24 protein-coding genes are annotated in these 24,823 nt (G+C 70.3%); 1 reads left to right on the forward strand and 23 read right to left on the reverse strand.

Annotation, left to right across the window (positions count from 1 at the left end; translation table 11 throughout):
• Positions 1–44: 44 nt before the first annotated feature.
• The 6 genes from carB to pyrR all read right to left on the reverse strand — a co-directional run bounded on the left by carB (position 45) and on the right by pyrR (position 7,987).
• A complete protein-coding gene (gene carB, locus IE153_RS09790) occupies positions 45–3,353 on the reverse strand; it encodes a carbamoyl-phosphate synthase large subunit (protein ID WP_189589365.1) in 3,309 nt (1,102 codons plus the stop codon).
• Positions 3,346–4,488: a glutamine-hydrolyzing carbamoyl-phosphate synthase small subunit gene (gene carA / locus IE153_RS09795; protein WP_189589366.1), complete on the reverse strand. Its 1,143-nt coding sequence runs from the start codon at positions 4,486–4,488 to the stop codon at positions 3,346–3,348. The genes carB and carA overlap by 8 nt, the downstream gene beginning before the upstream one ends.
• Complete coding sequence (locus IE153_RS09800) at positions 4,485–5,054, reverse strand: PH-like domain-containing protein (protein WP_189589367.1); 570 nt, start codon at positions 5,052–5,054, stop codon at positions 4,485–4,487. The genes carA and IE153_RS09800 overlap by 4 nt, the downstream gene beginning before the upstream one ends.
• Entirely contained in the window at positions 5,051–6,337 is a 1,287-nt protein-coding gene (locus IE153_RS09805; RefSeq protein ID WP_031138958.1) for a dihydroorotase, read from the reverse strand. Before IE153_RS09805 ends, IE153_RS09800 begins: the two co-directional genes overlap by 4 nt.
• Positions 6,338–6,342: 5 nt before the next feature.
• On the reverse strand, positions 6,343–7,320 hold the full coding sequence (locus tag IE153_RS09810) for an aspartate carbamoyltransferase catalytic subunit (protein WP_097215525.1): 978 nt from the start codon (positions 7,318–7,320) through the stop codon (positions 6,343–6,345).
• Between the two features lie 100 nt (positions 7,321–7,420).
• Positions 7,421–7,987 carry a bifunctional pyr operon transcriptional regulator/uracil phosphoribosyltransferase PyrR gene (gene pyrR, locus IE153_RS09815; protein ID WP_031105559.1) on the reverse strand — a complete coding sequence of 189 codons (567 nt, stop codon included), beginning with the start codon at positions 7,985–7,987 and terminating at the stop codon, positions 7,421–7,423.
• 266 nt (positions 7,988–8,253) lie between these two features.
• On the opposite strand from pyrR, the gene bldD reads away from it, so the two are divergent.
• A complete protein-coding gene (bldD, locus tag IE153_RS09820) occupies positions 8,254–8,757 on the forward strand; it encodes a transcriptional regulator BldD (protein WP_006131213.1) in 504 nt (167 codons plus the stop codon).
• 172 nt (positions 8,758–8,929) lie between these two features.
• Here bldD and nusB read toward each other — a convergent pair whose 3' ends face one another.
• The 17 genes from nusB to rpsD form a co-directional block, all read right to left on the reverse strand.
• Positions 8,930–9,364 carry a transcription antitermination factor NusB gene (gene nusB, locus IE153_RS09825; protein WP_189589368.1) on the reverse strand — a complete coding sequence of 145 codons (435 nt, stop codon included), beginning with the start codon at positions 9,362–9,364 and terminating at the stop codon, positions 8,930–8,932.
• Positions 9,365–9,366: 2 nt separating this feature from the next.
• Entirely contained in the window at positions 9,367–9,933 is a 567-nt protein-coding gene (gene efp, locus IE153_RS09830; RefSeq protein ID WP_030843148.1) for an elongation factor P, read from the reverse strand.
• Between the two features lie 53 nt (positions 9,934–9,986).
• On the reverse strand, positions 9,987–11,102 hold the full coding sequence (locus IE153_RS09835) for an aminopeptidase P family protein (RefSeq protein WP_189589369.1): 1,116 nt from the start codon (positions 11,100–11,102) through the stop codon (positions 9,987–9,989).
• A gap of 195 nt (positions 11,103–11,297) precedes the next feature.
• Positions 11,298–12,155, reverse strand: coding sequence for a Pro-rich N-terminal domain-containing protein (locus tag IE153_RS09840; protein ID WP_189589370.1), 858 nt, complete (start codon positions 12,153–12,155; stop codon positions 11,298–11,300).
• A 197-nt stretch (positions 12,156–12,352) separates the two neighbouring features.
• Entirely contained in the window at positions 12,353–13,444 is a 1,092-nt protein-coding gene (gene aroB / locus IE153_RS09845; protein WP_189589371.1) for a 3-dehydroquinate synthase, read from the reverse strand.
• On the reverse strand, positions 13,441–13,956 hold the full coding sequence (locus tag IE153_RS09850) for a shikimate kinase (RefSeq protein WP_189589372.1): 516 nt from the start codon (positions 13,954–13,956) through the stop codon (positions 13,441–13,443). The genes aroB and IE153_RS09850 overlap by 4 nt, the downstream gene beginning before the upstream one ends.
• Positions 13,953–15,137 (reverse strand): chorismate synthase, encoded by a 1,185-nt coding sequence (gene aroC / locus IE153_RS09855; protein WP_189589373.1) that lies wholly within the window; start codon positions 15,135–15,137, stop codon positions 13,953–13,955. Before aroC ends, IE153_RS09850 begins: the two co-directional genes overlap by 4 nt.
• Positions 15,138–15,278: 141 nt before the next feature.
• Positions 15,279–15,695, reverse strand: coding sequence for a hypothetical protein (locus IE153_RS09860; protein WP_189589374.1), 417 nt, complete (start codon positions 15,693–15,695; stop codon positions 15,279–15,281).
• A 51-nt stretch (positions 15,696–15,746) separates the two neighbouring features.
• Positions 15,747–16,574, reverse strand: coding sequence for a shikimate dehydrogenase (locus tag IE153_RS09865; RefSeq protein WP_189589375.1), 828 nt, complete (start codon positions 16,572–16,574; stop codon positions 15,747–15,749).
• A gap of 10 nt (positions 16,575–16,584) precedes the next feature.
• Positions 16,585–18,312: an endolytic transglycosylase MltG gene (gene mltG, locus IE153_RS09870; protein WP_189589376.1), complete on the reverse strand. Its 1,728-nt coding sequence runs from the start codon at positions 18,310–18,312 to the stop codon at positions 16,585–16,587.
• A gap of 121 nt (positions 18,313–18,433) precedes the next feature.
• Positions 18,434–18,898 carry a Holliday junction resolvase RuvX gene (gene ruvX, locus IE153_RS09875; RefSeq protein WP_189589377.1) on the reverse strand — a complete coding sequence of 155 codons (465 nt, stop codon included), beginning with the start codon at positions 18,896–18,898 and terminating at the stop codon, positions 18,434–18,436.
• Positions 18,899–18,915: 17 nt separating this feature from the next.
• The gene (gene alaS / locus IE153_RS09880; RefSeq protein ID WP_189589378.1) at positions 18,916–21,588 is read right to left on the reverse strand and encodes an alanine--tRNA ligase; all 2,673 of its coding nucleotides are present in this window, start codon (positions 21,586–21,588) and stop codon (positions 18,916–18,918) included.
• Positions 21,588–21,941 carry a hypothetical protein gene (locus IE153_RS09885; RefSeq protein ID WP_189589379.1) on the reverse strand — a complete coding sequence of 118 codons (354 nt, stop codon included), beginning with the start codon at positions 21,939–21,941 and terminating at the stop codon, positions 21,588–21,590. The genes alaS and IE153_RS09885 overlap by 1 nt, the downstream gene beginning before the upstream one ends.
• Before the next feature lie 9 nt (positions 21,942–21,950).
• Positions 21,951–22,391: a DUF948 domain-containing protein gene (locus IE153_RS09890; protein ID WP_051715496.1), complete on the reverse strand. Its 441-nt coding sequence runs from the start codon at positions 22,389–22,391 to the stop codon at positions 21,951–21,953.
• Between the two features lie 150 nt (positions 22,392–22,541).
• A complete protein-coding gene (locus IE153_RS09895; protein ID WP_189589380.1) occupies positions 22,542–23,435 on the reverse strand; it encodes a hypothetical protein in 894 nt (297 codons plus the stop codon).
• Positions 23,423–23,809 carry a peptidase M23 gene (locus tag IE153_RS09900; RefSeq protein WP_189589617.1) on the reverse strand — a complete coding sequence of 129 codons (387 nt, stop codon included), beginning with the start codon at positions 23,807–23,809 and terminating at the stop codon, positions 23,423–23,425. The genes IE153_RS09895 and IE153_RS09900 overlap by 13 nt, the downstream gene beginning before the upstream one ends.
• 213 nt (positions 23,810–24,022) lie before the next feature.
• Positions 24,023–24,637, reverse strand: coding sequence for a 30S ribosomal protein S4 (gene rpsD / locus IE153_RS09905; protein WP_031104240.1), 615 nt, complete (start codon positions 24,635–24,637; stop codon positions 24,023–24,025).
• Positions 24,638–24,823: the final 186 nt, after the last annotated feature.

Genomic DNA, 24,823 nt, shown 5'->3' on the forward strand with positions numbered 1-24,823 from the left:
TCACGAAGAGGGGGACACCGTTTCCGGTGTCCCCCTCGGGGCTGCTAGTCGCGGGCCGCGGTCAGGTGTTCCGCGTGTTCCTGGAGCGAGCGGACGCTCACGTCGCCGCGGTTGAGGGCGTCGATGCCCTGGACCGCCGCCGCGAGGGCCTGGACCGTCGTCAGGCAGGGCACGGAGCGTGCCACGGCCGCCGTACGGATGTCGTAGCCGTCGAGGCGGCCACCGGTGCCGTACGGGGTGTTGACGATGAGGTCGACCTCTCCGTCGTGGATGAGCTGGACGATGGTCTTCTCGCCGTTCGGGCCGGTGCCCTCGGACTGCTTGCGCACGACGGTGGCGTTGATGCCGTTGCGCTTGAGGACCTCGGCGGTGCCGGACGTGGCGAGCAGCTCGAAGCCGTGCGCGACCAGCTCGCGGGCCGGGAAGATCATCGAGCGCTTGTCGCGGTTGGCGACCGAGATGAACGCGCGTCCCTTGGTGGGCAGCGGACCGTAGGCGCCGGCCTGCGACTTGGCGTACGCCGTGCCGAAGACGGAGTCGATGCCCATGACCTCGCCGGTGGAGCGCATCTCCGGGCCGAGGACCGTGTCGACGCCGCGGCCGTGGATGTCGCGGAAGCGCGACCACGGCATGACGGCCTCCTTGACGGAGATCGGCGCGTCGAGCGGCAGCTCACCGCCGTCGCCGTTGGCCGGGAGCAGGCCCTCGGCGCGCAGCTCGGCGATGGTCGCGCCGAGCGAGATGCGGGCGGCGGCCTTGGCCAGCGGCACCGCGGTCGCCTTCGAGGTGAAGGGGACGGTCCGGGACGCGCGCGGGTTGGCCTCCAGGACGTAGAGGATGTCGCCGGCGAGCGCGAACTGGATGTTGATCAGGCCGCGGACCCCGACGCCCTTGGCGATGCCCTCCGTGGAGGCGCGCAGGCGCTTGATGTCGAAGCCGCCGAGCGTGATCGGGGGCAGGGCGCACGCCGAGTCGCCGGAGTGGATGCCGGCCTCCTCGATGTGCTCCATGACGCCGCCGAGGTAGAGCTCCTCGCCGTCGTAGAGGGCGTCGACGTCGATCTCGATCGCGTCGTCGAGGAACCGGTCGACCAGGACCGGCCGCGAGGGGCTGATCTCGGTCGACTCGGCGATGTACGCCTCCAGGCGCGTCTCGTCGTAGACGATCTCCATGCCGCGCCCGCCGAGGACGTAGGACGGGCGGACGAGGACCGGGTAGCCGATCTCGTCGGCGATGGACTTGGCCTCGGTGAAGGTGGTGGCGGTGCCGTGCTTGGGGGCCGGGAGGCCGGCCTCCGCCAGGACCCGGCCGAAGGCGCCCCGGTCCTCGGCGGCGTGGATGGCCTCCGGGGAGGTGCCGACGATCGGCACGCCGTTGTCCTTCAGTGCCTGCGACAGACCCAGCGGGGTCTGCCCGCCGAGCTGCACGACGACGCCCGCGACCGGTCCGGCCTGCTGCTCGGCGTGCACGATCTCCAGCACGTCTTCCAGCGTCAGCGGCTCGAAGTACAGGCGGTCGGAGGTGTCGTAGTCCGTGGAGACGGTCTCCGGGTTGCAGTTGACCATCACCGTCTCGTAGCCCGCGTCGCTGAGCGCGAAGGAGGCGTGGACGCAGGAGTAGTCGAACTCGATGCCCTGACCGATGCGGTTCGGGCCGGAGCCCAGGATGATGACGGCCGGCTTCTCGCGCGGCGCGACCTCGGTCTCCTCGTCGTAGGAGGAGTAGAAGTACGGCGTCTTCGCGGCGAACTCGGCGGCGCAGGTGTCGACCGTCTTGTAGACCGGGCGGATGCCGAGCGCGTGCCGGACCTCGCGGACGACGTCCTCGCGCAGGCCGCGGATCTCACCGATCTGCGTGTCGGAGAAGCCGTGCCGCTTGGCCTCGCCGAGCAGGTCGGCGGTCAGCTCGGGGGTCTCGGCCAGCTCGTCGGCGATCTCCTTGATCAGGAAGAGCTGGTCGACGAACCAGGGATCGATCTTCGTGTAGTCGAAGATCTCCTCGGGCGTGGCGCCGGCGCGGATGGCCTGCATGACGGTGTTGATGCGGCCGTCGGTGGGGCGGACCGAGTCGCGCAGCAGCTCGTCCTTGTCGCCGGGCTCGCCGACGAAGGTGAACTGGCTGCCCTTCTTCTCCAGCGAGCGCAGCGCCTTCTGGAAGGCCTCGGTGAAGTTGCGGCCGATGGCCATGGCCTCGCCGACCGACTTCATGGTGGTGGTGAGGGTGGCGTCCGCGCTCGGGAACTTCTCGAAGGCGAAGCGCGGGGCCTTCACGACCACGTAGTCGAGCGTCGGCTCGAAGGAGGCCGGGGTCTCCTGCGTGATGTCGTTCGGGATCTCGTCCAGCGTGTAGCCGACGGCGAGCTTGGCGGCGATCTTGGCGATCGGGAAGCCGGTCGCCTTGGAGGCCAGCGCCGAGGAGCGGGACACGCGCGGGTTCATCTCGATGACGATGACCCGGCCGTCCTCGGGGTTGACCGCGAACTGGATGTTGCAGCCGCCGGTGTCGACGCCGACCTCGCGGATGACGGCGATGCCGATGTCGCGCAGGGTCTGGTACTCGCGGTCGGTCAGCGTCATGGCGGGCGCGACGGTGATCGAGTCGCCGGTGTGCACGCCCATGGGGTCGAAGTTCTCGATGGAGCAGACGACCACGACGTTGTCGTGCTTGTCGCGCATCAGCTCCAGCTCGTACTCCTTCCAGCCGAGGATGGACTCCTCCAGGAGCACCTCGGTGGTCGGGGAGAGCGTGAGGCCCTGGCCGGCGATGCGGCGCAGCTCCTCCTCGTCGTGGGCGAAGCCGGAGCCGGCGCCGCCCATGGTGAAGGAGGGGCGGACGACGACGGGGTAGCCGCCGAGCGTGTCGACGCCGGCGAGGACGTCGTCCATGGAGTGGCAGATGACCGAGCGGGCGGACTCGCCGTGGCCGATCTTCCGGCGTACGGCCTCGACGACCTCCTTGAAGAGGTCGCGGTCCTCGCCCTTGTTGATGGCCTCGACGTTGGCGCCGATCAGCTCGACGCCGTACTTGTCGAGGGTGCCCGCCTCGTGCAGCGAGATGGCCGTGTTGAGGGCCGTCTGGCCGCCCAGGGTGGGCAGCAGCGCGTCGGGGCGCTCCTTGGCGATGATCTTCTCGACGAACTCGGGGGTGATCGGCTCGACGTAGGTGGCGTCGGCGATCTCCGGGTCGGTCATGATCGTCGCCGGGTTGGAGTTCACCAGGACGACCCTGAGGCCCTCGGCGCGCAGGATGCGGCACGCCTGGGTGCCGGAGTAGTCGAACTCGGCGGCCTGGCCGATGACGATCGGGCCGGAGCCGATGACCAGGACGGACTGGATATCGGTGCGCTTAGGCACGCTGGCCCTCCATCAGGGATACGAAGCGGTCGAACAGGTAGGCGGCGTCGTGGGGGCCGGCTGCCGCTTCGGGGTGGTACTGGACGCTGAAGGCGGGGCGGTCGAGGAGCTGGAGCCCCTCCACCACGTTGTCGTTCAGGCAGACGTGCGACACCTCGGCGCGGCCGAACGGGGTCTCGGAGACCTGGTCGAGCGGGGCGTCGACGGCGAAGCCGTGGTTGTGCGCGGTGACCTCGACCTTGCCGGTCGTGCGGTCCTGCACCGGCTGGTTGATGCCGCGGTGGCCGTACTTCAGCTTGAAGGTGCCGAAGCCGAGCGCGCGGCCGAGGATCTGGTTGCCGAAGCAGATGCCGAACAGCGGCGTGCCGCGCTCCAGGACGCCCTGCATCACGGAGACGGGGTGGTCGGCGGTGGCCGGGTCGCCCGGGCCGTTGGAGAAGAACACGCCGTCCGGGTTCACGGCGTAGACGTCCTCGACGGTCGCGGTGGCCGGGAGCACGTGCACCTCGATGCCGCGCTCGGCCATGCGGTGCGGGGTCATGCCCTTGATGCCGAGGTCGACGGCGGCGACGGTGAACTTCTTCTCGCCGATGGCGGGGACGACGTACGGCTCGGTGGTGGCGACCTCGGCGGAGAGGTTCGCGCCCTTCATCTGCGGGGCTTCCTGGACGCGGGCCAGCAGTGCGGCGTCGTCCCGGACGGCGTCGCCGCTGAAGATCCCGACGCGCATGGCGCCGCGCTCGCGCAGGTGGCGGGTGAGGGCGCGGGTGTCGATGCCGCTGATGCCGACGACGCCCTGGGCGTCGAGCTCCTGGTCCAGCGTGCGCCGGGAGCGCCAGTTGGACGGCACGCGCGCGGGGTCGCGCACGACGTAGCCGGAGACCCAGATCTTCCTGGACTCCATGTCCTCGTCGTTCACGCCCGTGTTCCCGACGTGCGGGGCGGTCATCACCACGACCTGGCGGTGGTAGGAGGGGTCGGTGAGGGTCTCCTGGTAGCCGGTCATGCCGGTGGAGAACACCGCTTCGCCGAAGGTCTCCCCCACGGCCCCGTAGGCACGGCCGCGGAAGATCCGGCCGTCCTCCAGGACGAGTACGGCGGGAGTCCTGGCAGCTCCCCTGGTGGAGGTGGTCATCGTTCGACGCCTTCCCTGGTGTTCGTTTCGATCATGGAGTTGATGGCCTCGACCCACTCGCTGTGCTCGGCCGCGTGGTCGGAGCGGAACCCGGAGTCGATCAGCCGGTCGCCGTGCTCCCAGGTGACGATCAGCAGGCCGCCCTCGGTGAGGACCTTGCCGGCGATGCCCTTGTCGAGCCGGGCCTCACGCAGCTGTGCGACCGGGACGAAGAAGTCGCTCGCCCCGGGCCGTACGACGTCGAGGCCGGCGTCCGTGAGGGTGAGCTCGGCCCGGCTGCGGGTGCCCAGGCCCCGGGCGACGATGCGGTCGAGCCACTGACCGGCGGTGGTGGAGCCGTGGTAGCGGCCGCTCAGGCTCAGCTTCTCGGGGCCCGGGTCGGCCGGGGTGGTGGGCAGCTCGGGCAGGTCGCCCTGGAGGGTGCCGCGCCACTTCCAGCCCTCGCGCATCAGCCAGTAGACGAGCGCGACGAACAGGCCGAGGCCGACGACCCAGCCGATGCGGGCGGCCCAGTCGGTCACTTGCGCCGATTCCTTCTCGGCGGCCAGCAGGAGTACAGGTGTCACGTGAGCTTCCCGTCGACGAGCGTGGCCTTGCCCCGCAGCCACGTGTGCGTCACACGGCCCGGCAGCTCACGCCCCTCGTAGGGGGTGTTGCGGCTGCGCGAGGCGAAGCCCGCGGGTTCCACGAGCCCACGGTATGCCGTGTCGACCAGGGTGAGGTTGGCGGGCTCACCTGCCGAGACGGGACGTCCGTGGCCCGTGGCCTGACCGATCTGGGCGGGCTTGACGGACATCCGGTCGGCGACGCCGGCCCAGTCCAGCAGGCCCGTGTCGACCATGGTCTCCTGCACGACCGACAGGGCCGTCTCCAGGCCGACCATGCCCATGGCGGCCGCGGCCCACTCGCAGTCCTTGTCCTCGTGCGGGTGCGGGGCGTGGTCGGTGGCGACGATGTCGATCGTGCCGTCGGCGAGGGCCTCGCGCAGGGCCATGACGTCGCGCTCGGTGCGCAGCGGCGGGTTGACCTTGTAGACGGGGTTGTAGGTGCGCACCAGCTCGTCCGTGAGGAGGAGGTGGTGCGGGGTGACCTCGGCGGTGACGGCGATGCCGCGGGACTTGGCCCAGCGGACGATCTCGACGGAGCCGGCGGTCGACAGGTGGCAGATGTGGACGCGGGAGCCGACGTGGTCGGCGAGCAGGACATCCCGGGCGATGATCGATTCTTCGGCCACCGCGGGCCAGCCCCCGAGGCCCAGCTCGGCGGAGACGATGCCCTCGTTCATCTCGGCGCCCTCGGTGAGCCGCGGCTCCTGCGCGTGCTGCGCGACGACACCGCCGAAGGCCTTCACGTACTCCAGGGCCCGGCGCATGATCACGGCGTCGTGGACGCACTTGCCGTCGTCGGAGAAGACGGTGACGCCGGCGGCGGACTCGTGCATGGCGCCGAGCTCGGCGAGCTTCCTGCCCTCCAGGCCGACGGTGACGGCACCGATGGGCTGGACGTCGCAGTAGCCGTGCTCCTTGCCGAGCCGCCAGACCTGCTCGACGACACCGGCGGTGTCGGCGACCGGGAAGGTGTTGGCCATGGCGAACACGGTGGTGTAGCCGCCGGAGGCCGCGGCCCGGGTGCCGGTGAGGACGGTCTCGGAGTCCTCGCGGCCGGGCTCGCGCAGATGGGTGTGCAGGTCGACCAGGCCCGGCAGCAGCACCTTGCCCTCGGCCTCGACGACCTCCGCGCCTTCGGCCGACAGGCCGCTGCCCACCTCCGCGATCGTCCCGCCGTCGATCAGCACGTCCTGCGGCTCGCCGCCGAGCACCTTGGCACCACGGATCAGGATCTTGCTCATCTGTCTTACTTCTCCTCGGTGCGGGGGTGGGTGACGGCGGGTTCGTTCCCACCGAGCAGCAGGTACAGGACGGCCATCCGGATGGACACTCCGTTCGCGACCTGCTCGACGACGGTGCAGCGGTCTGAGTCGGCGACCTCGGCGGTGATCTCCATGCCGCGGACCATCGGGCCGGGGTGCATCACGATGGCGTGCTCGGGCATCCGCGCCATGCGGTCGCCGTCGAGGCCGTAGCGCCGGGAGTACTCGCGCTCGGTCGGGAAGAAGGCGGCGTTCATGCGCTCGCGCTGGACGCGCAGCATCATCACCGCGTCGGACTTGGTCAGCGTGCTGTCGAGGTCGTAGGAGACCTCGCAGGGCCAGGTCTCGATGCCGACCGGCAGCAGGGTGGGCGGGGCGACGAGGGTGACCTCGGCGCCCAGGGTGTGCAGCAGGTCGACGTTGGAGCGGGCGACCCGGCTGTGCAGGACGTCGCCGACGAGCGTGATGCGCTTGCCCTCGAGGTCCTGGCCGAGTCCGGCGTCCGGCCCGATCAGGCGGCGGCGCATGGTGAAGGCGTCCAGCAGGGCCTGGGTGGGGTGCTGGTGGGTGCCGTCGCCGGCGTTGACGACGACCGCGTCGATCCAGCCGGAGTTGGCGAGTCGGTACGGGGCTCCGGAGGCGCCGTGCCGGATGACCACGGCGTCGACGCCCATGGCCTCCAGGGTCTGGGCGGTGTCCTTCAGGGACTCGCCCTTGGAGACGCTGGAGCCCTTGGCGGTGAAGTTGATGACGTCCGCGGACAGCCGCTTCTCGGCTGCCTCGAAGGAGATCCGGGTCCGGGTGGAGTCCTCGAAGAAGAGGTTGACGATCGTGCGGCCGCGCAGGGTCGGCAGCTTCTTGATCGGCCGGTCGGCGACCCGGGCCATCTCCTCGGCGGTGTCGAGGATCAGGACGGCGTCGTCGCGGGTGAGGTCGGCGGCCGAGATGAGATGACGCTGCATCTGTCAGGCTCCGTAAGGCAGTTCATTCGGGAGAATTGGGGCAGACGGGCGCGCGAGGGCGCAACTAGCGGGCGTACGACGGCGGCGTACGCCTGGAGCGCTACTGAGAGGTCGGCTTGGCACCGAGCAGCACGGTGTCGCGACCGTCCTCCTCGGCGAGCTGGACCTTGACCGTCTCCCGCAACGACGTGGGGAGGTTCTTGCCGACGTAGTCGGCGCGGATGGGCAGTTCGCGGTGTCCGCGGTCGACGAGGACGGCGAGCTGCACCGCGCGCGGGCGCCCGATGTCGTTCAGGGCGTCGAGGGCGGCGCGGATGGTGCGGCCGGAGAAGAGCACGTCGTCGACGAGGACGACGAGCTTGCCGTCGAGGCCGTCACCGGGGATCTCGGTGCGGGCCAGCGCACGCGGCGGGTGCATGCGCAGGTCGTCGCGGTACATGGTGATGTCGAGCGAGCCGCACGGAACCTTGCGCTCGGTGATCTGCTCGAGCTTGTCCGCGATCCGCCGGGCGAGGAAGACCCCCCGGGTCGGAATGCCGAGGAGCACCACGTCGTCGGCGCCCTTGGCGCGCTCGACGATCTCGTGGGCGATGCGGGTCAGTACCCGCGCGATGTCGGGCCCTTCGAGAACGGGCCGGGCATCGGAGTGCGTGTCGTGCGAGTCCATACGAAACGGACCTCCTTCTCCGCCTCACGGGACGGACCTTAAAGGACGTCGGGATTGCGCCATACACGGTAGCAGGTCCCCGCGATCGCCCGTATGGCCCCGTTGGATCACCCACTCGGCCTAACGGAACGCCGATACCACGGAAGAGTCGGTGCGGACCATTCGGCTTGACGCGGCAGAGTAACGCTGCGTAACCTCACAGTGAGTTACCAGCCGCGCGGCCTGGCACCCACGCCAGACGCGTCGACACAGTGCCGGGGAGCTATATGTCCAGCGAATACGCCAAACAGCTCGGGGCCAAGCTCCGGGCGATCCGCACCCAGCAGGGCCTTTCCCTCCACGGTGTCGAGGAGAAGTCCCAGGGCCGCTGGAAGGCGGTCGTGGTCGGTTCGTACGAGCGCGGCGACCGTGCCGTGACCGTACAGCGCCTTGCCGAGCTGGCGGACTTCTACGGCGTTCCGGTGCAGGAGCTGCTTCCGGGCACGACCCCGGGCGGCGCCGCCGAGCCGCCGCCGAAGCTGGTCCTGGACCTGGAGCGGCTGGCCACGGTGCCGGCCGAGAAGGCGGGCCCTCTTCAGCGCTACGCGGCCACGATCCAGTCGCAGCGCGGTGACTACAACGGCAAGGTGCTGTCGATCCGCCAGGACGACCTGCGCACACTCGCCGTCATTTACGACCAGTCGCCTTCGGTCCTCACGGAGCAGCTGATCAGCTGGGGTGTCCTGGACGCGGACGCGCGCCGCGCGGTGGCCTCCCACGAGGACGCCTGACCCGCTCGGCGGGTCCAGCAGAAACGTGCCGCCGGGGTGGCCGGAACCGTATGGTTCTCGGCCACCCCGGCGGCGTTGTGCGGCTCTGACGTCCTCGCGCCGCACGAGGACGTACGGGACGCCGGAGGGCCCGCAGCGGTGACGCTGCGGGCCCTCCGGCATGTGGTCCGTCTCAGACCTCGTCGCGGCGGAGCGAGGGCTTGAGCTCCTTGAACCGGCCGAGCAGGCCGTTCACGAACGAGGGCGACTCGTCCGTGGAGAACTCCTTCGCCAGCTGCACCATCTCGTCGAGGACGACGGCGTCCGGCGTCGCGTCGACCCAGATCAGCTCGTAGGCGCCGAGCCGCAGGATGTTGCGGTCGACGACGGGCATCCGGTCGAGGGTCCAGCCGACGGCGTACTGCGCGATCAGCTCGTCGATGCGCTTCGCGTGCTCCGCGTAGCCCTCGACCAGCTCCATCGTGTACTCGCTGACCGGCGGCTGCCGGGTGTCCGCCCGGGACAGCCGGACCCAGTCCGCGAGGACGGTCAGCACATCAGCGCCGCGCTGGTCCCCCTCGAAGAGGATCTGGAAGGCGCGCTTACGGGCCGTGTTGCGGGCAGCCACGGTTAGCTGTTCACCCGGCCGAGGTAGTCGCTGGTGCGGGTGTCGACCTTGATCTTCTCACCGGTGGTGATGAAGAGCGGCACGTTGATCTGGTGGCCGGTCTCCAGGATGGCGGGCTTGGTGCCCCCGGTGGAGCGGTCGCCCTGGACGCCCGGCTCGGTCTCCTGGATGACGAGCTCGACGGCGGCCGGCAGCTCGACGAAGAGCACCTCGCCCTCGTGCTGCGCGACGGTGGCGGTGAAGCCCTCGATCAGGAAGTTCGCGGCGTCGCCGACGGCCTTCTTGTCGACGTGCAGCTGGTCGTAGGTCTCCATGTCCATGAAGACGAAGTACTCGCCGTCCATGTAGGAGAACTGCATGTCGCGCTTGTCGACGGTGGCCGTTTCGACCTTGACGCCGGCGTTGAAGGTCTTGTCGACGACCTTGCCGGAGAGCACGTTCTTGAGCTTGGTGCGCACGAAGGCCGGGCCCTTGCCGGGCTTGACGTGCTGGAACTCGACGACGGACCAGAGCTGGCCGCCTTCGAGCTTGAGCACCATGCCGTTCTTGAGGTCGTTCGTGGAAGCCACGGTTGCGGAATCTCCTGGACTGACGTACGACCCCGGGGCACGCACCTGCCTGGCTACAGGGCGAGCAGCTCCTTGGTCGTGATGGTGAGTAGCTCGGGTCCGCCGTCCGCCTCGGGGCGGACGACGAGCGTGTCATCGATCCGGACACCGCCCCGGCCCGGGAGGTGGACCCCCGGTTCGACGGTGACTGGCACGCAAGCGTCCAGTTTACCCATGGCCGCAGGACTCAATTGAGGGTCCTCGTCGATTTCGAGCCCTACGCCGTGTCCGGTCAGGACCGTGAGGCCCTCCGTGTACCCCGCGGAGTCCAGCACCTGACGGGCCGCGCGGTCGACGTCCCGGCAGGCGGCGCCGGGAACCAGGCTCTCACGCCCGGCTCGCTGCGCCGCGAAGACCAGGTCGTACAGCTCGATCTGCCAGTCCGCCGGAGCCGTGCCGATGACGAACGTGCGGCCGATCTCGCAGCGGTAGCCACCGTATGTCGCGCCGAGGCAGACGGAGAGGAAGTCGCCCTCCTCGACCCGGCGGTCGGTGGGCCGGTGGCCGGGACGGCCGGCGTTCGGCCCGGTGCCGACGGACGTCGGGAAGGCCGGCCCGTCCGCACCGTGGTCCACGAGTCGTCTTTCGAGTTCCAGGGCGAGATGGCGCTCGGTGCGGCCCACGAGAATCGACTCCAGCAGTTCGCCGAGGGCCTGGTCGGCGATCTCTGCGCCGATGCGCAGGCAGGAGATCTCCTCCTCGTCCTTGACGACCCTCAGCTGCTCGACGGCGCTGCCGAGGCCGGCCAGGCGCAGCCGGGGGGCGACCGAGCCGAGCGCGCGGTGCCGGGCCACGGTGAGGTGGTGCTCCTCCACGGCGAGGGAGTCGGCACCCTGGCCCGCGGCGAGGCCGGCGGCCGCGACGGCCGGGTCACCACCGCCGGCTCCGGGCAGGGTATGGACGCGCAGGGCCTCGTCGGGGCGCTCCTGCGTGGGGCGGTCGGCAGCCGCTCCGGCACTGACCAGGAGATCGTGCTCCTCGGTCCTGCCCAGCAGCAGAACGGCGCCCTGCGGGGCGGCGCCCGCGAGATAGCGCACGTTGGCGGGGCGGGAGACCAGCGCCGCCGCGCTGCCGCCCGCGTTGCAGTATTCCCTCAGACGCGTCCGGCGGGCCGCGTACACCTCTGACATGACCCGAGCGTATGAGCTTCGCCGGTTCGGCGCCGGTTGAGGGCGTCTGAGTGGGCGGTGCCCGGTGCAGCGTGCCGTTCGGGAGACGGGGTGCCGCGCGGGGTCGTATGCCGTCCGCAGCTGCAGGGGGGCTTGTCGCGCATTTCCCGCGCCCCTAACGGGGCGCTCACCTTGGGGCGCTTGCCTGAGGGGCGCTCACCACTGGGGTGGGCTGGCGATCGACCTGGCCAGGACCTCGTCCAGGACCCTCGCCGTCTCCGGGACGTCCAGCTGGGAGTTGTCGATGATCGGCAGCCCCGAGCCGTACCATCCGGCCATGCGGCCGTGGATGCGGGCGACCTCCTCGTCGGACAGCCGTCGGTTGCCCGAGCGCTCCGCGTTGCGTTCCAGGACGATCTCCAGGCCCGGCAGGAGCACGACCGGCAGCAGGCCCGGCCCCACGTGGCGCTTCCAGCCGCCGAGGCCGACGACCGGGCGGTCGGGGAAGACCGCGTCGTCGAGGATGCACGAGATGCCGTTCGCCAGGAAGTTCCGGGCGGCGAAGCCACAGGTGCGACGGGCCAGGCGGTACTGCGCCTCGGAGTTGTCGTTCCACCCGGACTGGGGGTCGGCGAAGCCGGAGCGGACCCACTCGCGCACGTCGTCGAGGCTGATGTGGGCCGTCGGGACCCGGCGGTGGTCCGCCCAGTACTTGGCGACGCTGGTCTTGCCCGCACCCGCGGGTCCGATGAGCAGGACCGCGAGCGTCGTGCCGGCGGGGTCGGGAACGGTCGCGGCGGGCGGGGCCATCGGCATGGCGACCGGGCCGCCGGGCGGCAGCGGCACGTGCCCGGTGGTCTCCGGCGTCGGCGGGGCGCAAGCCGCGGCCGGTCCCGGTCCGGGCGGGGGCGCCGGATATCCCGGCGCCGGGGGCGGCGGGGGCACGGGCACGGAGCCCTGGTGCGCACCCGCGTGCTGCGGGCCCGGGTGATGTGCGGCCGGCGACCAGCCCGTGGCCGGTCCGTGCCCCGGCTGATGGGGCGGCGGCAGCGGAGAACCCACTGCGTGCTGCATCCGGTGCCACTCCGTCTCGTACAGGCGATGGGCGCTGACAGCGGGGGCGGAACCCGCTTCCCCCACAGCCTAAAGGGCGTAGGGGGGACCCCCATCCGAACGGTACCGCCCCCGGTCGTCGATGTGTGAACGGCCGGGGGCGGCCCGAAGTGCCCAGCCCCGTAAGGCGTTTTCGGGCGGAAGGCGCGCCGGAGGACTTACTGGCCCACTTCGCCGTACGCGGCGAGCAGCACGGCCGGGTCGGGTCCCTCCAGGACGGTGGGCTTGGCCAGACCGTCGAGGACGATGAAGCGCAGGAGGTTGCCGCGCGACTTCTTGTCGACCTTCATGGTCTCCAGCAGCTTGGGCCACTGGTCGTACCGGTAGTGCAGGGGCAGCCCGACCGCTTCGAGGATCGTGCGGTGGCGGTCGGCCGTCGCGTCGTCCAGCCGGCCCGCCAGGCGCCCCAGTTCGGCGGCGAAGTGCATACCGACCGAGACCGCCGCGCCGTGGCGCCACTTGTAGCGCTCGTTCTTCTCGATGGCGTGACCCAGCGTGTGGCCGTAGTTGAGGATCTCGCGCAGTCCCGACTCCTTGAGGTCGGACGACACGACGTCGGCCTTGACCCGGATGGAGCGCTCGATGAGCTCGGCCGTGTGCGGGCCGGCCGGGGTGCGGGCGCCCTGTACGTCGGACTCGATGAGGTCCAGGATCACCGGGTCGGCGATGAAGCCGGCCTTGATGACCTCCGCGAGCCCGGAGACGTAGTCGTTGACCGGCAGGGAGTCCAGTGCGGCCAGGTCGCAGAGCACACCGGCGGGCGGGTGGAAGGCGCCGACGAGGTTCTTGCCCTCGGCGGTGTTGATGCCGGTCTTGCCGCCGACGGCCGCGTCCACCATGGCGAGCACGGTGGTGGGGATGGCGATCCAGCGCACCCCGCGCAGCCAGGTGGCCGCGACGAACCCGGCCAGGTCGGTGGTCGCACCGCCACCGACACCGACGATGACGTCGCTGCGCGTGAATCCGGACTGGCCGAGCGCCTTCCAGCAGTAGGCGGCGACCTCGGCGGTCTTGGCCTCCTCCGCGTTGGGCACCTGGACGGCGACCACTTCGTAGCCCTGCTCGGCCAGGTCGGCGCGCAGCGCGTCGCCGGTCTCGGCCAGCGCCTCGGGGTGGACGATCGCGACCCGCTGGGCCTTCTCGCCGATCAGCCCGCCGAGTTCACCCAGCAGCTGCCGGCCCACCAGGACCTCGTACGGGTCGGTCCCCGCGGTGCCGCCGACCTGGATCCGCGTGACTGCCTCGCTCATGCTTCCTTCAACTCCAGTGCGTCCAGGGCGGCTTCGGTGACCTCTTCGGGGGTCCGGCCGTCGGTGGCGACCACGGCCGTGGCGACCTCCTCGTACAGGTGGCGGCGGGCCTCCATGAGCTCGCGCCACTGCTTGCGCGGGTTGACCGCGAGCAGCGGGCGGGCCGTGTTGAGGCCGGTGCGCTTGACCGCTTCCTCGACGTCCATCGACAGGTACGCCACGCGCTGCCCGGCGAGCAGTGCGCGCGTGTCGCTGTCGAGGATCGCTCCGCCGCCCAGGGCAAGGATGCCGTCGTGCTCACCGAGCGCCCGCCGCACAGCCGCCTTCTCGATCGCCCGGAAGGCCGACTCGCCCTCGTCGACGAAGATCTCGGCGATGGTCCGGCCCTGCTCGGCGACGATGTCGTCGTCGGTGTCCCGGTAGGAGACCCCGAGCCGCTCGGCCAGGAGCTGTCCGACGGTGGACTTGCCCACACCCATCGGACCCACCAGGACGACCAGCGGGCCGCTCATCGGATGGCGAGGTTGTCGAGGTACGACGTCACGTTGCGGCGCGTCTCGGCCACCGAGTCGCCGCCGAACTTCTCCGCCACCGCATCCGCGAGCACCAGGGCCACCATGGCCTCGGCGACGATGCCGGCGGCCGGGACCGCGGACACGTCGGAGCGCTGGTGGTGGGCCTGCGCGGCCTCGCCGGTGGTGACGTCCACGGTCTGCAGGGCGCGCGGGACAGTGGCGATCGGCTTCATCGCGGCGCGGACGCGCAGCAGCTCACCGGTGGTCAGACCGCCCTCGGTGCCACCGGAGCGGCCCGTGGTGCGCCGGATGCCGTCGTCGGTCTTCACGATCTCGTCGTGCGCCTTGGAGCCGGGCACTCGCGCCAGTTCGAAGCCGTCGCCGATCTCGACGCCCTTGATCGCCTGGATACCCATGAGGGCACCGGCGAGGCGGGCGTCCAGCTTGCGGTCCCAGTGCACGTGCGAACCCAGGCCCACCGGCACACCGTACGCCAGGATCTCGACCACGCCGCCGAGGGTGTCGCCGTCCTTGTGGGCCTGGTCGATCTCGGCGACCATCGCATTCGACGCGTCCGCGTCCAGGCAGCGCACCGGGTCCGCGTCCAGCTTCTCGACGTCGGCCGGGGTCGGGTAGACACCTCGCGGGGCCTTCGCGGCGGCCAGTTCCACGACGTGGCTGACGATTTCGACGCCGGTCGTCTCCTTCAGGTACGACCGGGCCACCGCGCCCAGGGCGACCCGAGCGGCCGTCTCACGCGCCGAAGCACGCTCCAGGATCGGCCGGGCCTCGTCGAACCCGTACTTCTGCATGCCCGCCAGGTCGGCGTGGCCGGGCCGGGGCCGGGTCAGCGGGGCGTTGCGGGCGAGACCGTCGAGGATCTCCGGGTCGACCGGGTCGGCGGCCATGACCTGTTCCCACTTCGGCCACTCGGTGTTGCCCACCATGATCGCGACCGGGGAGCCGAGGGTCAGGCCGTGCCGGACGCCGCCGAGGAAGGTGACCTCGTCGCGCTCGAACTTCATCCGGGCACCGCGCCCATAGCCCAGGCGCCGCCTCGCGAGATGGTCCGCCACCATGTCCGTGGTGATCGGCACGCCGGCGGGAAGACCCTCCAGCGTCGCGACGAGTGCGGGACCGTGGGACTCCCCCGCGGTCAGCCAGCGCAACCTGCTCAACGGTGCTCCTCAGTGCTCGCGCTCTGGTACTGCCCTGCGTACGCGCCTCGTCGCGTACGGCGACGGCGCGACCGGGTGCGCGGCCCGGCCCGCCATCTCCGATCCTCCCACGCCGGGGCGGTTTGCCCGGCGGCCGGTCCATCAAGCGGACGCGTTCGCGGACGGGCCGTCGCCCTGAGGCTGCTGTGGCGCGTACGCGCCGAGGAAGTCGGCACCGCTCGGCTGCTGCGCGGGCTCGGCCTGCCGCTGCGGGGCGTACGCCCCCAGGTGGTCGGCGCCGCTGCCCTGCTGTCCGTGCGGCTGCGTCTGCTGCGGCGCGTACTGGCCGAGGTAGTCCGCGCCGCGCCCCTGCCCGTACTGGGCTGCGGCGTGGACCGGCTGCCCGTTGCGCACCGCACGCCGGTGGGCGATCTTGCGCTTGATCTTGACGACCCAGGACGCCACGACGGCGAGCACGATCAGGGCGAGCACCGTGATCTGCACCCAGTCGGGCAGGAATCCCAGCAGGGACTCGAATATCTGGGATTTGACAGACGCTTGAGGCAGGCCTGCGGACATGACGGACGTTCCCCTCCCCTGTTCCGCCCCCTGCGGAACCGAGAGCGGATCTTATCGGGCCGCGAGAGCCCGCTCGCCCGCTTTTCGCATGGCGTCCAGGGGGGCCGGTGCCAGCCCCGTCATCTGCTCGACCTGGAGCACGGCCTGGTGCACCAGCAGGTCGAGGCCGCTGACGACGGCACCGCCGTACGCCGACCAGCGGGCGGCGAGGTCGGTCGGCCAGGGGTCGTACAGGACGTCGAAGAGGGCCGCCGGGCGCTCCGGCACGGACCGGGCGAGGGCGTCGGTGACACCGGCCGGCGTCGTGCTGATCACCAGGGGGGCGCGCAGGGCCTGCTCGGCGTCGGCCCAGTCGGCGATCCTGACGGCGATGTCGAGCCGCTCGGCCCACTGGCGCATCTCGGTGGCCCGGGCCTCGCTGCGCACGTACACGGCGATCTCGCCCGGGCAGATCCGGGACAGCGCGGCCAGCGCGGAGGAGGCGGTGGCACCGGCGCCGAGGACGGCGGCGGCGTCGACCTTGTCGATGCCGTGCTCACGCAGCGCGGCCACCATGCCGGGGATGTCGGTGTTGTCGCCGATCCTGCGGCCGTCCTCGGTGCGGACGACGGTGTTGACGGCGTCGACCGAGGCGGCGGTCTCGCTGATCTCGTCGAGCAGCGGGATCACGGCCCGCTTCAGCGGCATGGTCAGCGAGAGCCCGGCCCACTCGGGGCCGAGCGTCTCGAAGAACGCGGGCAGGCCGCCCTCGTCGACCTCGAACCTGTCGTACGTCCAGCCGGCCAGGCCCAACTCCTGGTAGGCGGTGCGGTGCAGGACCGGGGAGAGCGAGTGGGCGATCGGGGAGCCGAGTACGGCGGCCCGGCGTGGTGCGGCCATCAGGGTTTCCTCAGTTGTTCCGCGAGGCGTTGAACTGGTCGACCAGCTTCTGGTGTTCGGCGTTCGTCTTCGTGAACTTGCTGGTCTTGCCGTCGAGCGAAATGAAGTAGTACCAGCCGTCGTCCGTCGGCTTGAGAGCGCCCTTGATCGCGTCCTCGCCCGGGTTGTCGATCGGACCGGGCGGCAGCCCCTTGTGGAAGTACGTGTTGTACGGGTTGTCGTAGTTCCGCAGTTCGCTCAGGCTCAGGTCGATCTTGCTCTGGTTCTTGATGTAGTTGTAGGTGGAGTCGAACTCCAGCATGCCGTTGGTCTGCGGGTTGCCGGGCTTCATCCGGTTGTAGACGACCTCGGCCATCTTGCGGAAGTCGCTGTGGCTCGTGCCCTCGGCCTGGACCAGGCTGGCGATGGTGACCAGTTGCCACGGGTCCTCGAGTCCGAGGCTCGCGGCCTTCTTCTCGACGCCGAGCTTCTCGTACGTCGCGGTGGCCCGCTTGACCATCTGCTTCAGGACGGCCTCGGGCTTCTGGCCCTCGCTGACGCCGTAGCTGGAGGGGTAGAGGAAGCCCTCCAACGGGTCCTTGACGTCGGCGTGGTTCTGCGCCCAGGCGGGCAGACCGAGTTGCTTGTAGTCCTTCTTGGCCACGGCGGCGGTGGTGCCTGCCTTGACCTTGAGGCGCTTGTCGATGAGCCGGTAGATGTCGGCGTTGCGACGGCCCTCGGCGATGATCAGGTTGTCGCGGCTCTTCGGACTGAGCATCAGTTCGACCGCACTCGCGGCCGACATTTGCTTCTGCAGCGTGTAGACGCCGTCCTGGATGCCCTTGCCGTTGGGGTTGTCCTCCTGGGCGGCGACGAACGCGTCGACGCTCTTGACGACCCCCGCGCTCTTCAGCACCTGGCCGATCTTGTAGCCGAGCGCTCCCTCGGGGATCTCGACGGACACCTGCTGTCCGTTGCCGTCGCCCGCGAAGTCCGGGGCGTCGCCGAAACGATCCTGGTAGAACTGGTAGCCGAAGTAGCCGGCACCGGCCAGACCGCCGCCGAGGATCACGACGACCAGCAGGCAGGCCATGCCGTTGCGGCGCTTCTTCGGTTTGCCGCCGCCGCGCCCCCGCTTGTCCTCGCGCCCGCGGCGCTCCCCCGGCTCGTCGCCGTCGTCATCGTCGTCGCTCGCGAAGAAGGCGTGCTCGCCCTGATCGGGGCCGGGATCCCAGTCGGTCACCGGTTCCTGGGCGGGCTCCTGAGCGGGCGCGACCCCTCGCCGGCCGGGCGGCTCCGGGGGCGGATACGCATCGGGGGTGCCGTAGTAGTCCTGCTGTCCCCCGCCGTACGCACCGGCCTGCTGCCCATAGGGGTCCGCCGGGTCACCGGGGTAGGAGACCTGCTGGTGCGGGTCGTTGACCCAGCCGCCGGTGTCGTACTGCTGCTGGTGGTAGCCCTGGCCCTGCTGGTGTCCGGGGTCCTGCTGGCCGGGGTACTGCTGGTGGCCGTGGGCCTGTGCCGCGTAGTGCTGGTCGTACGGGTACTGCTGCTGCGCCTGACCGTATCCGGCCTGGTCACCGGTGCCCCAGTCGCCGTACTGCGGCTGCTGCGGCTGCTGCGGATAGTGCTGCGGCTGGCCGCCGTAGGGGGGCTGCTGACCCTGATGGGCCTGCTGCCCGTCCCATCCGCCGTCCCCGTACAACGGGTCCTCCGGATGCCACGGTTCGGAGCCTTGGCCCCGGCCATACTCAGTCATCGATCCCCTAGAGCCGCGAGGCGGCGGTCGCGCGGCTTCCGGCCCGGCTCCCGTCCCGCCTCTTGCTGTGCGGTGGCTGTTCGAACGCCGCCGCATCGCGCGGAACGTTACCGTATCGCGATCAGATGACCACTTCGACGCCTTCGCCGGGTGCTTTACCTGACACCCGTTCGGATTCGAGGGCTTGTTGCAGGATGACCACGGCTGCCGCCTGGTCGATGACGGCCCGGCCCTTCTTGGATTTCACGCCCGAGGCGCGCAGTCCCTGGCTGGCCGTCACCGTCGTCATGCGTTCGTCGACGAGTCTCACCGGAACCGGTGAGATCATGCGGGCCAGTTCCTGGGTGAAGCCCCGGACCTTGACCGCGGCCGGGCCCTCCCCGCCCTTGAGCGAACGCGGGAGACCGACCACGACCTCCAGCGGCTCGTACTCCTCGACGAGTTGCTTCAACCGTCTTTGAGCTGCGGGGATGTCACGCCCCGGGACCGTCTCCACCGGGGTGGCGAGGATCCCGTCGGGGTCGCACGAGGCGACCCCGATGCGGGCGTCCCCGACGTCGATCGCGAGTCGACGTCCTCTGCGCATGCTGTCCGACCCGTCTCTTACTTGGCCGTCTCGGTGACCAGGCGCTCCACGGCGTCCACGGCGTCACCGATGGCGGTCGGGTTCTGGCCGCCGCCCTGGGCGACGTCCGGCTTGCCGCCACCGCCGCCGCCGAGGGTCTTGGCGGCCGTACGGACCAGTTCGCCGGCCTTCAGGCCGCGCTCGCGGGCGGCCTCGTTGGTGGCGATGACCGTGAGCGGCTTGCCGTTCGCCACCGTGAACAGGGCGACGACGGCGGCCCGCCCGCCCTGGATGCGTCCGCGCACGTCGAGGACCAGCTTGCGCAGGTCGTCGGCGGTCGTGCCGTCCGGGACCTGAACGGTCACGACAGCAACGCCACGGATGTCCTTGGCCGACTCGGCGAGACCGGCGGCGGCCTGGAGGACCTTCTCGGCGCGAAACTTCTCGATCTCCTTCTCGGCGTCCTTCAGCTTGCCGAGCATGGCGGAGACCTTCTCCGGGAGCTCCTCCGGGCGACCCTTGATCAGCTCCTGGAGCTGGGCGACGACCGTGTGCTCCCGGGCGAGGAAGTTGTAGGCGTCCACGCCGACGAGGGCCTCGATCCGGCGCACACCGGAGCCGATGGAGGATTCGCCGAGCAGCTTGACCAGACCGAGCTGGGCGGTGTTGTGCACGTGGGTGCCGCCGCACAGCTCCTTGGAGAAGTCGCCGATGGTGACCACACGGACGCGCTCGCCGTACTTCTCGCCGAACTCGGCGATGGCGCCCTGCTTCTTGGCCTCGTCGATGCCCATGACGTCGGCGCGGACGTCGAGGTCGCGGGCGAGCACCTCGTTGATCCTCTGCTCGACGTCGGTCATCACGGCCGTCGGGACGGCGGACGGGGAGCCGAAGTCGAAGCGGAAGCGGCCGGGCTGGTTCTCGGAACCGGCCTGGGCGGCCGTCGGGCCGAGGGCGTCGCGCAGGGCCTGGTGGGTCAGGTGCGTGGCCGAGTGGGCACGGGCGATGGCCGTGCGGCGACGGGAGTCGATCGAGGCGTGGGCCTTGGCACCGACGGTGACCTCGCCGACCTGGACTACGCCCTTGTGGACGTAGACCCCCGGGACCGGCTTCTGGCAGTCGCGGATCTCGATGACGGCACCGGTGTCGACCTTGATGCGGCCGGTGTCGCCGATCTGGCCACCGCCCTCGGCGTAGAAGGGGGTGCGGTCGAGGACGATCTCGACCTCGTCGCCCTCGGCGGCGGCCGGGGAGGAGGCGCCGTCGACGAGGATGCCGACGATCGTGGACTCGCTCTCGGTGTCGGTGTAGCCGATGAAGTCGGTGGCACCGGCCTGGTCGGCGATCTCACGGTAGGCACCGGCACCGGCGTGCCCGGTCTTCTTGGCCTGGGCGTCGGCCTTGGCGCGCTCCCGCTGCTCCTTCATCAGCCGGCGGAAGCCGTCCTCGTCCACGGAGAGGCCCTGCTCGGCGGCCATCTCCAGGGTGAGGTCGATCGGGAAGCCCCAGGTGTCATGGAGCAGGAAGGCCTTGTCGCCGGCCAGGACGGTGCCGCCGGCGGCCTTGGTGTCGGTGACGGCCGTGTCGAGGATGTTGGTGCCGGCCTTCAGCGTCTTGAGGAAGGCGTTCTCCTCGGCGAGGGCGACCTTCTCGATGCGCTCGCGGTCGGTGATGAGCTCGGGGTACTGCTGGCCCATCATCTCGATCACGGTGTCGATCAGGTCCTTCACGACCGGACCGGTGGCGCCGAGCAGGCGCATGTTGCGGATGGCGCGGCGCATGATGCGGCGCAGCACGTAGCCGCGGCCCTCGTTGCCGGGGGTGACACCGTCGCCGATCAGCATCACCGAGGTGCGCATGTGGTCGGTGACCACGCGCAGCGAGACGTCCGAGTCGTGGGCGTCGCCGTAGCGGACGCCGGTCAGCTCGGTGGCCTTGTTGATGACGGCCATCGAGGTGTCGATCTCGTACATGTTCTGCACGCCCTGCAGAATCATGGCGAGGCGCTCGAGGCCGAGGCCGGTGTCGATGTTCTTGCTGGGCAGTTCGCCGAGGATCTCGAAGTTGTCCTTGCCGATGCCCTCGCCCCGCTCGTACTGCATGAAGACGAGGTTCCAGATCTCCACGTACCGCTCGTCGTTGACGGCGGGACCGCCCTCGACGCCGAAGTCGGGGCCGCGGTCGTAGTTGATCTCGGAACACGGGCCGCAGGGGCCGGGGACGCCCATGGACCAGTAGTTGTCCTTCATGCCGAGGCGCTGGATGCGCTCCTTCGGCACGCCGACGACCTCGTGCCAGATGCGCTCGGCCTCGTCGTCGTCCTTGTAGACGGTGATCCACAGGCGCTCGGGGTCGAGGCCGTAACCGCCCTTGTCCTGGGCGCTGGTGAGCAGCTCCCAGGCGTGCTTGATGGCGCCTTCCTTGAAGTAGTCGCCGAAGGAGAAGTTGCCGCACATCTGGAAGAAGGTGCCGTGCCGGGTGGTCTTGCCGACCTCTTCGATGTCGGGCGTGCGCACGCACTTCTGCACGCTGGTGGCGCGCGCGAAGGGCGGCTTGACCTCACCCAGGAAGTAGGGCTTGAAGGGCACCATGCCGGCCGGGACGAGGAGCAGAGTCGGGTCGTCCGCGATGAGCGACGCCGAAGGGACGACGGTGTGACCGCGCTCCTCGAAGAAGCTCAACCAGCGGCGGCGAATCTCAGCCGACTCCATCAGTGGTCCTCATTCCGGTTGTACGGGTGCGTCTGGTACGTCGAACCCTCGACGTACTTCGGGTTGTTGCGGTTCTCGATGGCGATGTGACGCCGGGGTGCGGGCAGCTCCGGATTCTCGTTGATCCCGAGGGCGTCGCCCAGTTCGGCCTCCCGCACGGCCATGTTGTCGCGGACGTCGAGCGCGAAGCCCACGGCTCGGTCCTTGATGCGGTGACCGGCCTCGATCGCCTTGTTCCCGGCGGTTCTGGCGAGGCTCTCGGGGGTCAGCTGCTTCAGCTTGCGATTGACCTTGGTGGTGGCCCACACACCGGCGGCGACGCCCGTGGTGAACCAGAAGGTGCGGCGGAACATCGCTGGCTCTCAGTCCCTCTTCCCTCGGGCGCTGCGCCGAGTGACCGTACGGCCCACGATCACGGTACGCCTGGACGCCTTGGCGGGCACGTCCTCCTTGCGGCCGCCCAGGGCCCGCCGCACGCCGTAGCCGAAGGCCGCGACCTTGACCAGGGGGCCGCCGAAGGTGGAGGCGACGGTCGTCGACAGCGCCGAGGCGTTCGACGTGACCTCCTGGACGTCGGAGGCGATCGAGTCGACCCGGTCGATCTGGGTCTGCGCGGAGCGCACCGCCGTGGAGGCGTCGGCCAGCAGCGGGACGGCCTGGTCGGTCACGTCCGCCACGAGCTTGGTGGTCGCCTTGAGCGTCTGGGCCACCCTCGCCAGCGCGACGGCGAGGAAGGAGACCAGGATCGCCCAGAAGACGGCCACCAGGATCCCGGCAACCTCTCCACCGGACACTGTGTGCACCCGCTCCCTGAAACGTGCCTGAACATCGAAAAAGTCGTGCGACGAGCCTATCGCGACCGCGACGGCACTCCGTACCGGATTTGGCTCCGGCGGGCGGGCGCGGCGCCGGGGAGCGGGCTGTCGAGGCGTCCGGTGCGGGGGCCGGTCGCCTCAGTCGACGGCGCGGGCGGCCGCGAGCTGGTCCCGCTTCTGCTCGCGCACGGCGGCCAGGGCCTTCGCGTTCCGCGCGATCAGCGTCTTCTGGTAGGCGACCTCGGCGCGGTACCAGATGCCGGTGACGTCGGTGCGCGCCTTGCAGGCCACGTCCGCCGTGGCGACCTCGATCTCCAGCGGGGCGGGCGTGTTGCCCTGGAACCGCTTGTCGTTCATGACGGCCAACGGATCGGGGTACGCGTAGTCCCGCTCCTTCATGCACCGGGACCAGGCCCGGAACGCCTTGACGACGCGGGGGTCGGCCTTGGTGGCGGTGAAGCTCTCGCCGTTGAGGTCCTGCGCCAGGTCGCTCGATCCGAGCCGGCCGGATCCGACGATCTCGCGCTCGGCCTCCCCCGCACACCCGCGGGCCGGTACGCGCACGCCGTTCACCTCCGCGGGTTTGTCCGCCCCCGCGATCACGGTGAGGGCCTTGCCGTGGGGTGGGGTGCGCTCGGGGACCGGGTGGGTGCGGGGGTCACGGTCACCGAGGTGGTAGCCGGTGGTGCGGGCCATGCGCGCGTCGGTCAGGCCGTAGCGGCGGTCGGTGATGCTGCGCGGTCCCATCGCCGGGGCCGGCGGGCCGAAGTCGTGGGTGACCTTGTAGCGGCGCATGCACTTCTCGGTGAGGGTGCGCATGGCCCGCTTGACCGTGCGGAGGTCGGCGTCGGAGTAGAGGTAGTCCTGCAGCGGCAGGCGCAGACCGACGCTGGGGCGCATGGCCGGCGCCTCCTCGGCTGCCGGTGTCCCCTTCGAGGCCGCGGGGTCCGTGGAGCATCCGGTGAGCAACAACAGGGCGGCGCCCAGGGCACCCAGGACGCCGCCCCGTCCGCCGAAGGTCAGAGCACCCACGTGAGGGACGCGTTGTTGTTGTAGGTGTTCTTCAGGTTGCGGGCGGTGCCGGCGTCGACGTCGTCGTAGACGCCACCCCAGTTCGAGTTGAAGAAGATCCGCGCGGTGGGCCAGGTGTCCCCGGTGAAGCTCCGGTAGTTCCGCGCGGACGCGGCGTTGTTCTTGACGGGCTGGCCCGAGCCGGCGCCCGCCGAGGTGAAGACGTCCCCGGCGAAGTTGTCCGAGCCGTTCACGTAACAGGCGGAGGAGCCGGCCTGGTTGGAGTTGTAGTAGAGCCGCAGGCCGTGCGCGCACCCGGCGGCGCTGGCCGGAGTGGTGGCAAGGCCGACCGCGGCGGCCGCGAGCGCGACGACGGCGGCGGACATCACACGCATCTTCACTTGTTGTCTCCCCTGTGGTGGCCCGTCGAAGGACGGAGCTCGATGATCACCAGTCGAAAGTATGACCACACAAGATCGGCACAACAAGCGGATTTCTGGGACGAGTTGGGGAAGCGGGGGGAAACGAGAAACCCGCCGCCTCCCACCATGACGGTGGGAGGCGGCGGGCTCGGCGCGAGGCCGGTGGTACCGCGTCGCTGAGGAGGATCAGCGGGCGTAGTACTCGACGACGAGCTGCTCGTCGCAGATCACCGGGATCTCCTTGCGGTTCGGCTCGCGGTCCAGGCGGAACGCCAGGCCCTTGAGGTTCACCTGGAGGTAGCGCGGGGTCTCACCGTCGGGGGCGAAGCCACCCTCACGAGCGATCGTGAAGAGGGTCTTCTCCTTGGAGCGCTCGCGGACCTGCACCACGTCGTCCGGACGGACACGGAAGGAGGGCTTGTCGACCTTCTTGCCGTTGACCGCGATGTGGCCGTGCACGACCATCTGGCGGGCCTGGTAGATCGTGCGGGCGATGCCCGAACGCAGAACCAGGGCGTCGAGACGGCGCTCCAGCTCGATGATCAGGGCCTCACCGGTCTTGCCCTGGACCTTGGAGGCACGCTCGTAGGCGCGGACGAGCTGGCGCTCGGACACGTCGTACTGCGCGCGCAGACGCTGCTTCTCGAGCAGACGGACCTTGTAGTCCGAGTTCTGCTTGCGGCCGCGGCCGTGCTCACCGGGCGGGTAGGGGCGGGCCTCGAAGTACTTGACGGCCTTCGGGGTCAGCGCGATGCCGAGGGCACGCGACTTCTTGACCTTGGGGCGGGACTGGTTCGCCACTGTCTTTTTCTCTTTCCTGGTTTCCGGCTTGTCAGGGTTGAGGGAGGTCGCATCCGCAGCCGGGGAAACCCTCCTCGGTCCTGGTGGACCCCGGTGGGCAGCCGCTCCCCTGGTCTGGGCACATACGTGCAGCACGCGAGTGGCCCACCGACCGGTTCCGTCGTGCGACGGTGGTGGTGGGCTGCC

Origin of the sequence: Streptomyces massasporeus (genome assembly GCF_014648995.1) — a bacterium.
Taxonomy (GTDB): Bacteria; Actinomycetota; Actinomycetes; order Streptomycetales; family Streptomycetaceae; genus Streptomyces; species Streptomyces massasporeus.